This window comes from Acidaminococcus intestini DSM 21505 (assembly GCF_000425045.1).
GTDB classification, from domain to species: Bacteria; Bacillota; Negativicutes; order Acidaminococcales; family Acidaminococcaceae; genus Acidaminococcus; species Acidaminococcus intestini.
Genome location: NZ_AULA01000046.1, coordinates 1 through 10,282 on the forward strand (window position 1 = coordinate 1; position 10,282 = coordinate 10,282).

Below are 10,282 nucleotides of genomic sequence, written 5' to 3' on the forward strand. Positions count from 1 at the left end.
CACACGCAACGAAAAAGGACACGCACTGTATTCAGTGCATGTCCTCTCCAGGAGTGCATAGACACTTTAGCACCCCAAAATTTGACAAAGAACCAGAAAGATGGCCACCATGCGCCCGCCTAACTTGGCAAGTTTCCGGAAATCGCAGCGCAGGAGCATGACAAAAATCATAGCATACAGGAGATTGTTCTTCAGCGCTTTATAGGCAGCGGAAACTTCTTTGGAATGGTAGAGACCCAAGGTGCAGAAAATCATATTGAGGACATAGATCCAGACAAGGGGCGGCACAACATTGAAAATCTTCCATTTTGTGTATTTTTCAAGGGCAAGAAGAATCCCTGCCAAACACATAAGAAAAGCAATATACATAAAACCATTCGTAATGACCATTATATCCACTTCCCTTCAGGAAAACCAGGCGCCGTCACACATCAAGATAAGTCAAACCGCGGATGCCCTTGATCCCGAGGCCCGGTGCGTCAGAAACGGTAATTTCCTTTTCGTTGAAGACGGCACCGCCATCGATGGGATCTTCACTGCAAAGGACGGGTCCATCAAGATCAACGCGGGTAATGACTTTTTTGGCACAGGCTAGATGCACAGCCGCGTTGACACTCACTTTGGCCTCCAACATACAGCCAATCATGCATTCCATGCCAGAGATCTCCGCCAAGGCAGCAATCTTGAGGGCACTTGTCAAACCACCACATTTCATGAGCTTGATATTGATGAGGTCCGCTGCCCGCATTTCCACGATTTTCAGGGCATCTTCAGCGCTGAAGACGCTTTCATCGGCAAGGACCGGCACATAGGAGCGTTCCGTCACATACGTCAGTCCCTCTAGGTCATGGGCCTTGACCGGCTGCTCCACAAGTTCAATGGCTAATCCGGATTCCTGCATTTCGTTCAGGAGACGGACAGCCTCTTTTGGAGCCCAAGCCTGATTGGCATCAATGCGAATGCGGGGTGCGCTTCCTACAGCGTCACGAATGGCTTTGAGCCTGGCTACGTCAAGAGTTGGATCGACCCCTACCTTTACCTTTAAGGTATCATAACCCCGCTTGATGGCATTTACCGCATCACGGGCCATCTCTTCCGGTGAATTGACGCTGATCGTAATATCCGTGATAATCTTTTTCCGAGCTCCACCGAGCAGTTTATAGACGGGAATCTGATATTTTTGTCCGTACAGATCCCACAAGGCCATATCGACAGCCGCTTTGGCACTGCTGTTTTTGACAACAGCACCGTCCAAAGCTGTTGTCAGGTCCTCAAAATCATCGATATCACGCCCCACAAGGGCCTTACGGATGTGGTCGGTGATGGCGCCAATGATGGCTCCTGTCGTATCACCCGTAATGGCACCGGTTGGAGGCGCTTCTCCATAGCCAATTTCCCCCGTGTCCGTATGCACTTCAACGATGATATCTTCTACGGAATCAACACGACGCAGAGCCGTTTTGAAGGGAACGCGCAGCGGCACAGAAATTCTGCCCAATTTGATGGCTGTTATCTTCATAAAAATACACGCCTCCCACTTTATTTTGATAAATCAAGCATAATTCTTTCTCTTTATTCCGTCAATAAAAACACCCTGATGCCTTTTATTTTCTCCTTTTCAATCATTTTATACATATTTTTTGTATCTTTTTTTATAAAAAATATGCGTCAAAAAAGGGAAATTCCCTGTCCTTTCCTTGTCCTTGCCGTCCGCCTTCGTTATAATGAAGGAAAAGCATTTTTCCCGATAAAAAAGAAAGGTGGTGTCCGGGCCCTTTTCCAGCAAGGTGCCCGTTTTTCATTGAAGAACCCATGGTATCCAAAAAAACTCTTCGTTCTCGGCCTTTTGGGCCTTGTCAGCCTATCCTTTTCTCCCTTGGGCACGGCACAGGCCACTGCAGCATCCAAAAAAACGGTAAAGAAAGTAGCTTCCTATCAGACGGCAGGGCAAAAAGTACCGGCAGGCCTTAAAAAAGGAATGCCTTCTGCCCAATCAAAAGCGGCCCTGACCAAGGAACTTGACAGCATGATTGGAGATTCTGGAACGAAAGTCCCTGGCCTTGGCGTCATTGTCTTCAAAGATGGCCGTGAGGTCTACTCCCATTTTGCTGGACGCCGCCATATTGGGGCAAGTTCCGGTGGAAAGGATGAACCCGTAACAAGAAACACCCGCTTCCGCGTTGCCTCCGTATCAAAGACCGTGACAGGCCTCGCCGTCATGCAGCTTGTCCAGGAAGGAAAGATTCAGCTCGACGAGGATATCAGCCACTATCTAGGCTACAGCCTGCGCAATCCTAACGCGCCCACGGTTCCCATAACGGTACGTATGCTCCTTTCCCACACGTCGAGCCTGCGTGATGGCAGGACCTATAGTCTGCCGCCATCGGTTCCCATTCGGGATTATTTCAAACCGGGCACGAGCTACTACCATCCCTCCCACTTTGCGTCAAAATGGCAGCAGCCAGGAACATATTTCACCTATGCCAACATCAACTACGGTGTCCTTGGAACCATCATCGAAAAAGTAACGGGAGAACGCTTCGACCGTTATATGAAGCGCCATATCCTCACGGACCTTGAAACAGAAGCCAGCTTCTTTCCTGCCACGCTTTCACCAGCAGCTTTCAAGGAATTAGGAACTGTCTATCGAAAAAACAGGGGAAGCAGCTGGAACGAATTTGGACCTTGGATTCCCCAAGTCGATGATTTCAGGGGCCGCCAGCCGAGCCCTGCCCTTGCACCAAGCGGCTACAGCCTTTCTAGCTACAAAGTCGGAACCAACGGGACCATCTTTGCGCCCCAAGGCGGTCTGCGTATTTCCTACGAAGAGCTCTCCCATGTCCTGCGCCTTCTCATCAACAAGGGAACCTTCAATGGCAAACGCATCCTTTCTTCCTCCCTTGTCCGTGAAATGATGACCCCTCAATGGACCTATACCGCGGCCCATAAAAATGGCGACACCTATAACGGTTCCATTGAAGGCTATGGTCTTGCCCTGTACCCCATCAAAGGGACGGGCACAAGCCGTGTTGTCAAGGACCATGTCCTTGACCTATGGGGCCATACGGGAGAAGCCTATGGCCTTCTAGCCGGCGTCTTTGTCGTACCAGGAACCCAAAACGGCTTCCTCTACATCATGAACGGCGAAGCCATAGCGGAAGATGACGACCCGCGAAGTGCCGGGGCCTACAGCGGCAACTACATCTGGGAAGAAAAAATCATGGATGCCATCTGCCGCCACCTTTATTTTGGAGAATAACAAAGAAGAGCTGTGAAAAAATGAGTACTTCATTTTTTCGCAGCTCTTCTTTAATTGTGCACCTATCTTTTCTTAAAAAGGACCTTCATCATCGTCAGAAGGGCCGCTTCCCTTCTTCCTGTCTTTCTTTTCACCGTCATCACAGGTGTCTTCGAATTCATCTTCTAAGGGAACAAGAGGCACATCGGTTTCCTCATCATAGATTTCATCGTCATCGAAATCATCGTCGGAGCCATGCCATTTCTTGTCAAAATAGGATTCATCCTTAGTGAGTAGGAACAGGCCTTCTTGGATAGCTTCCCATGATGTATAATCATTTTGTTTTTCCGCAACCTTCATGGCCTTTTCCATGGCCTCAAGGACTTCGGAGTCGGCACCGGGTTCCAAGCCAAACTCGGCACACACATCGTCAAAGTCGGCCACTTCAGCTGTGGAGTCAAGGAGGTCGGCCAGTTCCTTCGTAAAGGCATCGGGAAGTTCCGTCTCGGCATTCCAGTCAAGGACATACTCATAGCAAGCCCGTGCTTCGGGAATCCGGCCTTCAAAAGCCAAATAGCGGCCCAATTCGGCAAAAGCTTCCGTAACCCCATCTGCATAGATGGTTTTTCCTTCCCGACGGATATTGTCCAGCCAAGCTTTCCTATCGCCATGTTTCTCGCAGTAACGGTTCATGGCGGCATAAGGGAGTGTATGGAAAGGATTGAGGCGGCAGGCCCACTTGAACTTTTTCATGGCGGCTTCCTCTTTTCCTAGTTTATAAAGGATCATGCCCCACATAAAATACATGACATGAAGGGGCACAGGCATGAGGAGCAGGTTATCCTTTTCGCCGCGCAGGTCCTTGAGGCAGCGGTAAATGGGGACTTCCGTGTTAAGGGCAAGACTCCGTTCATCAAGATTTTCTTCCCCCGAATAAAATTCCCTGTGCATTTCCGTCAGTCTGCGGACCCGGCGCAAGGCCTTCTCCAGTTTACCTTTATCGACAAGGTCAGAAATGGCAAGCAGTTCATCGACGCATTCGTTGTAAAGGGTCAAGACCACATTGTCCACTTCGTCGGGGTCAAAGCTGTCTTCACTGAAAAGGCCCGGTTCCGTGCTTCCCATGATCTGGGCATGGAATCCATCCACATCATGATCATGATCATGACCACAGCCGCAGTCACAGTCCCCGTCATGGTGATGGCCGTGAAAAAGTCCTTCTGGAAGCTCTTTTCCGTCGTGATGATCATATTTATGGAAATAAATCAGCTTATCGTCACTCATGACTCTTTCCTTTCTCATCATTGTTATGAGGATAATGGTGATCGTGATTGTGGCAGCCTTCATGACTGTGATCGTGCTTTTTGATCTGAGCTGCCTTTCCTTTGTAGCTCGAGTCCTGCGTCAAGTCATAGAGGTAGGCATATACCCGTTCTGCCGTATCCTCATTATGAAGGGTAAGGGCTCTTTCAGCCACTTCGTCGAGGGCCTTTACAGCGCTTTCATGAGGTCCCTTACCAAGGCCTGCGTCCTTCACCACTTCGTCAAAAGCCGGCAGGCTATCGGGGGAAAGGGCGTTCATAGCGTCCTCCATGGCTTTGTCCCAATAAGACGGCAGGGAATCAAGGATGGGATGGGCTTTCATATAGGCTGCAATGGCAGCCGCCTTTTCCGTTTTCTTTGTCACAAGGTAGTAACGGGCCAGCTCCCCATAGGCTTCCATGAGATTGCGGCGGTAAATGGCCTGTTCATATTCGCGGCGGATATTTTGGAGCCATCCAGACAAGTCTCCCTTCCCTTCAAGGATGCGATTCATGGGATAGTAATTGGCGTAGGAAAAAGGACTCCACATCAGGCTCTGCTCAAAGCGTTTATAAGCGTCTTCCGGTTTTCCCAGGTCCATAAGGATACCGCCCCACAGATGGTAGCCAAGACCAATGGGAAGCGGTGCCGGCGTAAAGCGTTTTCCTTCACATTCCTTGGCAAAGAAAATCGGATAGACGAGGTATTCCAGCGGATGATCAAGGGCCTTGGAAATGAGCTGGTCATTTTTTTCCGGCAAGGCGCTTTCCACAACGCGGCGAATCTTCCGAAGGGCTTTGCGCAGATTGCCAGCTTTTCCAAGCATGCCAATTTCTTCAAGGACGCTAAGGAACTGCTGCTGCTGATCCATCATATATTCCTTGATAAGGTCTTCCGTGACGCCGCCTTTTTTGCGGGCCGCGGCAGCCCGTTCCTGCCAGTACTGACGGCGGGATTTGGAATTCGTTTCTGTCATGACTGGGGTCTCCTTTTCTCCTTGTTACACGCCCCGTGCTTCGGGGTCCCAGATCACCTTGTGGAGCTGAACCTGGACGCAGACGCGGGAAAGCTGATGATGTTTGACAAAGTCCACCAACGCCACAGGCTCAATCTTACCAAAAACAGGGGATACGTAAATTTGGGCCTTGATGGAATAGGTGCTAAGGATGGTTTCCATATAGCGCAGGTCCTCTACGGACCCGACGACAAACTTCAAGACGTCGTCTGCCGTCAGGAGGGAAAGATTTTCCCAGCGCATGCGGTCCTTTTCCCCGGACGAGGGACTCTTGATATCCATGGTATAAAAAAGCCTGTCCGGACGCTCCAAAAAGAGCGCTGCCGCGCCGTTCGTCTCAATATTGACCTCATAACCTGCATCCCCTAAACGGCGGCAGAGGGTCTCGATGGGCTGGAGCATCGGTTCTCCGCCCGTGAGGGTCACCCGTTTCCACGGATAGGCTGTTATCTGTTGGAAGAGATTGTCTTCAGACAGCCATTCCTTTGCCTGTGACGCGTCCCAGGCGTAGGCCGTATCGCAGTAGGAGCAGCGCAGGTTGCAGCCAGCAAAGCGAACAAAGGTAGCCATATAGCCAGTTCGCTTTCCTTCTCCATCGATGGAATCAAAAATCTCCACAACCGGGAATCGCTCAGTCTTCATAAACAGCCACATTCCCTTCTGATTCCTGGACCATGACCTTGGTACAGTATGGGACCTGGTCATGGATCCACTTGGCAATGTTTTCCGCCGTCGGATTCATGGACAGGATGGCATTGAGGTTCTGATGGTCGAGCTTTTTTACCACATCCTTGATATGATGGAAGTCGACGACCATCCCATTTTCATCCAGTTCTTCCCGGCGGCAGGTCACTTCAATGATCCAGTTGTGCCCGTGAAGGCGGGTACATTTGCTTTCATAAGGAAGCCTGAGTGCATGGGCACCGCTCACTTCCATCCTTTTTGTTACCGTATACATCACTTTTCCTCCAATGCGGGATCCGGGACACCGTTAGCCGCAAAGGCGCGCGCCCGGTCGATACAGGTACCGCAGGTGCCGCAGGGACGGTCACCGCCTTCGTAGCAGCTCCACGTCAATTCATAAGGAGTCCCCAATTCAAGGCCTTTTTTTACGATGCCTGCCTTGTTGACTTCCACAAAAGGCGCCACCAAATGACACTGCTCATAGGTTCCTATGGAAATGGCCTTCCCCATGGCATCCGTAAAGGCCTCGCTGCAGTCGGCATAAGCATTGCCTGCCGCATCATCGGCGTGGGCGCCAAGGTAAATATCCACATCGTCCTTTTCAAAAAGACTCATGGCAAGGCTTGCAACGGCACTTAGCATCAGCCCATTACGGAACGGCACATAGGTCGATACCTTGCCTTCCCCATTTTGGGCAATCTGGTCCTCATAACTTTCGTGGATGATTTCTTCCGTCGAATGGGACAGGAGACTGCAGTTTGAATACTGGAAGATCTTTGATAAATCCAGTTCATAATGAGGTACATGATAAAAATCAGCCACTTTCTGGGCTGCGTCAAGTTCCTTGCGATGTTTCTGCCCATAAAAGATGGAAACAGTAGCAACGTTTTCCCGGCCCAATTCATGAACCGCCACGGATACACAGGTCGTTGAATCCACACCGCCACTTGACAGGACAAGGGCTTTCTTACTCATGGACAAAGGCCTCCATTCTGCGCTGGGCCATTTCTTTATATTCGTCCTGGTAATAGACGGCAAAAGGGAGGATACTGATACCGCCGCGAGGATTGAAATAACCGGCAACCTCCAGATACTTCGGCGAAAGAAGAGCCACTAGGTCATTTTTAATGATATTGACGCAGTCTTCATGGAAGTCTCCGTTATTGCGGAAAGAAAAGAGATAGAGTTTCAGGGATTTGCTTTCCACCAGTTTGTGATCCGGGATATAGCTGATGACAACGCGGCCGAAATCAGGCTGGCCTGTTTTCGGGCAAAGGCTTGTAAATTCCGGGCAGTTCAGCTTGACCAGATAAGGCGCTTCCTCATGCTTATTGGGGAAAGCTTCCAGGACCGAAGGATCATAGGTACTTTTATATTCCGTATGGCCGCTGCCAAGAGCGGTCACACCGGCAAGTTCTTCTTTTGTTCTCATAATGACAGACCTTTCTTCTTTTTGGTTACGAACAAATATTATATCCTATCTTCCAAGTTTGTTGCAAGGCTGTAGAATCAAGGGCTCCCTTAGGAACTTGCCTTGCCATTTTTCAAAAAGGCAATGAGCTGCTTCATGCCTTCCGACGCATACTGGTGCTTCTTCCAGATGAGGCTCAGGTGAATCTTGAGCGGTTCCTTAAAAGGAAGGAAGCAAAGGTCAGGGTCGTCTAGAAACATTTCCTTATAGCCAACACCCATGGCCCCGCCATTTTTCACAAGCTGGATCATGGTATACAGCTGGGACGTGCGGCAAAGGATCTGAGGTTCCTGACCGGCTTTGCGGAAGCGTTCCTCTACAAGCTCGGACTGAAAGAAAAGTTCTGGCATAAGAACCAGTTTTTCCGCAGATAGGTTTGCCAGAGGCAGGACTTTTTCCCCTGCAAGGGGATGAGCTCGGGAGACGAGGGCTCCTGATTCAAGGTCCGTGACAAAAAGGGACTCAAATCCACTGTATACGGGCTGTGTATGAATAATGAAGGCAAGATCCAGAAGTTCATGTTCCAACTCTTCCTTGATGACCGCCCGCCGCTTTTCCATGATTTCCAAACCGAGCTCCTCATGGTGGCGAAAAAAATCGGTATAAAGGCGGGGCAAAAGCCAGCCTCCTAAAACAGGGGGCACACCAAGACGCAGGATATGACGGCCGGCACCAAGGTCCTGCATGATCCGCACAAGTTTATCGGCATTTTCCGTAAGGGAACGGGACAGCTTGAGGAGCTGCTCGCCTTCTGCCGTCAGTTCTACACCGCGATACTGGCGAACAAAAAGCCCCACGCCAAATTCCTTTTCAAGGGTCTGGATGGCGCTCGACAGGGAAGGCTGGGAAATATGGAGCTGCTGCGCCGCCTGGGTCAAATTTCCGCAGGCGCAGACAGCCTGGAAATAGCGCAGTTGGATGAGGTTCATGACAGGCTCCTTATTCCATAGGTTTATTTTATATCACAAGAGATAAAATATATTATACAAATTTCTCTTTTCACTCTATACTATAACACAAAAAAGAGCGTACTTTTCGTAAAAATTTGTAAGCCTCGTTTCCATAGTACGAGGCACCTATAAAAAGGAGCATGGATATGATGGCATCGACGATTTCAAAGGCAGCAAGCGGGCGAGGCAGTCTTTCCATAAGACTGCGACGGGATTCCTATCCCCTTCTTTTCATCATGACTTCCGTAGGCGGCTTCTGTGCGTCCTACAGCTTTCTTGCCCGGGGCGGTGTATTTGCCTTTGCCCAAACGGGAAACATCATCTATTCCGGTCACGTCATGGCAAGCGGTCATTTTCTGGGCGTCCTGACCTTTCTCTTTCCCATTCTTTCCTATATGCTGGGCCTTTTCCTTTCCCAGCAGCTCAGGGATAGACAGGCTGACCTCGTCACGTTCGAAAAGATCATTCTCCTTTTCCAGAGCCTCCTCATGACCCTGTCAGCCCTCATGCCGGATAGTTTTGCCGCAACCCGCCTTGTACTCTGTCTCCTGGGCCTGTCCTCAGGGCTTCAGATGCAGACCTTCCACCGCGTCGAAGGCCATGAATACACGAGCATCATGGTCATGGGCAATATGAAGCGCACCGTCGAAGCCTTTAGCGCCTACCTGAAGGACCATGAAACAGGATCCCTCAAAAAAGCCCTGCTCTACATCTTCATCAACAGCATCTTCTGTCTGGGCTCTGCTTGGGGCTTTGCCATCACAAAAGCCATGGGCGACTCGGCCATTATCGTTCCGGCCCTGTTTCTTTTGTTCGGTGCCCTCACACTAAAAGAGTAAGGATTGCTTAGCTCTTTTCGAAGCCTTGTCCCCTCTTTCACAAAACCCGTAAAGAAGCCTTACGTTTCAGGGCCTTTTCATTTTCCCAAGTACGCCGCCCCTGTTTTGAAAGAGGGACCTTTCCTACATCCGGCAACGCTGATTGCTGCTTTTCAGTCCTTGCCATCGTAAGGAAGAAGGCGCCTTTCTGCTTACCTTTTAGCGCGTCAGGGCATTCTCTTTTCCCCTTAAAGATGACGGAAAAGAAGGTGGATGGAAAGATTCCCATCCTGCTGCCTTGAAACGTCCTATTATCCTTTCCTTCTGCAGAGTCTCACCGTCGCTGCCCATCCGAGCAAAAACTGGGAAGCTATGTACCCCCCTCCTCAAAAAGGCTGACGCCGTGCCGGAATGGAACCTTTCCGACGGGACGGCAGCACAAAAACAAGTTGGTCACACATAAAAAAGGTTCTTTGTCAAATGTTGGGGTGCCCCACAACTAAATCGCCTTTTAGGAACTCGGCAAGGCATTTGCCGAGTTCCTTTTTTGCCAATTCACATAGAGAATCCGGTTCCTAAATCTGTTGAAATCACGCATTCCAAATGCAACTCTCTTAACCGTCTTAATCAGGTTGTTACAGCCTTCTGTGAATCCATTGGAGTATGGCTGGATAATTGCTTGAATAATTGCAGCCTCCCAATCTTTAAAAGATCTTAAAATCCCTTTAAAAGCATCTAAGTTGTAGCCCATTACCATAGCTAACCATTTGTTTAGCTCCCGCTTCGCAGCCAATTCAGTCTTCT

The 10,282-nt window shown here is 49.8% G+C and carries 11 protein-coding genes and 1 pseudogene; 2 read left to right on the forward strand and 10 right to left on the reverse strand.

The window, feature by feature from the left end:
• Positions 1-93: 93 nt before the first annotated feature.
• Both H503_RS0110570 and H503_RS0110575 read right to left on the reverse strand, forming a co-directional pair.
• Positions 94-390: pseudogene (locus H503_RS0110570) on the reverse strand (DUF819 family protein); the annotation flags it as partial.
• Between the two features lie 34 nt (positions 391-424).
• Positions 425-1,519, reverse strand: coding sequence for a dipeptide epimerase (locus tag H503_RS0110575; RefSeq protein WP_009014902.1), 1,095 nt, complete (start codon positions 1,517-1,519; stop codon positions 425-427).
• A gap of 282 nt (positions 1,520-1,801) precedes the next feature.
• Between H503_RS0110575 and H503_RS0110580 the strand changes: the two genes are divergently transcribed.
• Entirely contained in the window at positions 1,802-3,259 is a 1,458-nt protein-coding gene (locus H503_RS0110580; RefSeq protein WP_227077616.1) for a serine hydrolase domain-containing protein, read from the forward strand.
• 72 nt (positions 3,260-3,331) lie between these two features.
• Here the strand turns inward: H503_RS0110580 and H503_RS0110585 are convergent, their stop codons facing one another.
• From H503_RS0110585 to H503_RS0110615, 7 genes are all read right to left on the reverse strand, one after another.
• Positions 3,332-4,522 (reverse strand): hypothetical protein, encoded by a 1,191-nt coding sequence (locus tag H503_RS0110585; protein WP_026385730.1) that lies wholly within the window; start codon positions 4,520-4,522, stop codon positions 3,332-3,334.
• Positions 4,515-5,516 carry a hypothetical protein gene (locus tag H503_RS0110590; protein ID WP_016459727.1) on the reverse strand — a complete coding sequence of 334 codons (1,002 nt, stop codon included), beginning with the start codon at positions 5,514-5,516 and terminating at the stop codon, positions 4,515-4,517. Before H503_RS0110590 ends, H503_RS0110585 begins: the two co-directional genes overlap by 8 nt.
• A gap of 24 nt (positions 5,517-5,540) precedes the next feature.
• The gene (queE, locus tag H503_RS0110595; RefSeq protein WP_009014906.1) at positions 5,541-6,209 is read right to left on the reverse strand and encodes a putative 7-carboxy-7-deazaguanine synthase QueE; all 669 of its coding nucleotides are present in this window, start codon (positions 6,207-6,209) and stop codon (positions 5,541-5,543) included.
• Positions 6,187-6,513, reverse strand: a complete 327-nt coding sequence (gene queD, locus H503_RS0110600) for a 6-carboxytetrahydropterin synthase QueD (RefSeq protein ID WP_014128161.1) — start codon at positions 6,511-6,513, stop codon at positions 6,187-6,189. Before queD ends, queE begins: the two co-directional genes overlap by 23 nt.
• Positions 6,513-7,214, reverse strand: a complete 702-nt coding sequence (queC, locus tag H503_RS0110605; protein WP_009014908.1) for a 7-cyano-7-deazaguanine synthase QueC — start codon at positions 7,212-7,214, stop codon at positions 6,513-6,515. The genes queD and queC overlap by 1 nt, the downstream gene beginning before the upstream one ends.
• Positions 7,207-7,671 (reverse strand): preQ(1) synthase, encoded by a 465-nt coding sequence (gene queF, locus H503_RS0110610; protein ID WP_009014909.1) that lies wholly within the window; start codon positions 7,669-7,671, stop codon positions 7,207-7,209. Before queF ends, queC begins: the two co-directional genes overlap by 8 nt.
• Positions 7,672-7,760: 89 nt before the next feature.
• Positions 7,761-8,639, reverse strand: a complete 879-nt coding sequence (locus H503_RS0110615) for a LysR family transcriptional regulator (RefSeq protein WP_009014910.1) — start codon at positions 8,637-8,639, stop codon at positions 7,761-7,763.
• 167 nt (positions 8,640-8,806) lie between these two features.
• Here H503_RS0110615 and H503_RS0110620 point away from each other — a divergent pair, with 167 nt between their 5' ends.
• Positions 8,807-9,499, forward strand: coding sequence for a YoaK family protein (locus H503_RS0110620; protein ID WP_009014911.1), 693 nt, complete (start codon positions 8,807-8,809; stop codon positions 9,497-9,499).
• 490 nt (positions 9,500-9,989) lie between these two features.
• On the opposite strand, the gene H503_RS0110635 is transcribed toward H503_RS0110620, so the two are convergent.
• Positions 9,990-10,282 (reverse strand): transposase (locus H503_RS0110635; protein ID WP_162141344.1); only part of this gene is annotated, 293 nt, incomplete at its 5' end.

Excerpts from the sequence above, each read along its gene's own strand:
- H503_RS0110575 (WP_009014902.1), bottom strand. The coding sequence starts at position 1,519 with ATGAAGATAACAGCCATCAAATTGGGCAGAATTTCTGTGCCGCTGCGC.
- H503_RS0110585 (WP_026385730.1), bottom strand. The coding sequence starts at position 4,522 with ATGAGTGACGATAAGCTGATTTATTTCCATAAATATGATCATCACGAC.
- H503_RS0110590 (WP_016459727.1), bottom strand. The coding sequence starts at position 5,516 with ATGACAGAAACGAATTCCAAATCCCGCCGTCAGTACTGGCAGGAACGG.
- queE (WP_009014906.1), bottom strand. The coding sequence starts at position 6,209 with ATGTGGCTGTTTATGAAGACTGAGCGATTCCCGGTTGTGGAGATTTTT.
- queD (WP_014128161.1), bottom strand. The coding sequence starts at position 6,513 with ATGTATACGGTAACAAAAAGGATGGAAGTGAGCGGTGCCCATGCACTC.
- queC (WP_009014908.1), bottom strand. The coding sequence starts at position 7,214 with ATGAGTAAGAAAGCCCTTGTCCTGTCAAGTGGCGGTGTGGATTCAACG.
- queF (WP_009014909.1), bottom strand. The coding sequence starts at position 7,671 with ATGAGAACAAAAGAAGAACTTGCCGGTGTGACCGCTCTTGGCAGCGGC.
- H503_RS0110615 (WP_009014910.1), bottom strand. The coding sequence starts at position 8,639 with ATGAACCTCATCCAACTGCGCTATTTCCAGGCTGTCTGCGCCTGCGGA.
- H503_RS0110620 (WP_009014911.1), top strand. The coding sequence starts at position 8,807 with ATGATGGCATCGACGATTTCAAAGGCAGCAAGCGGGCGAGGCAGTCTT.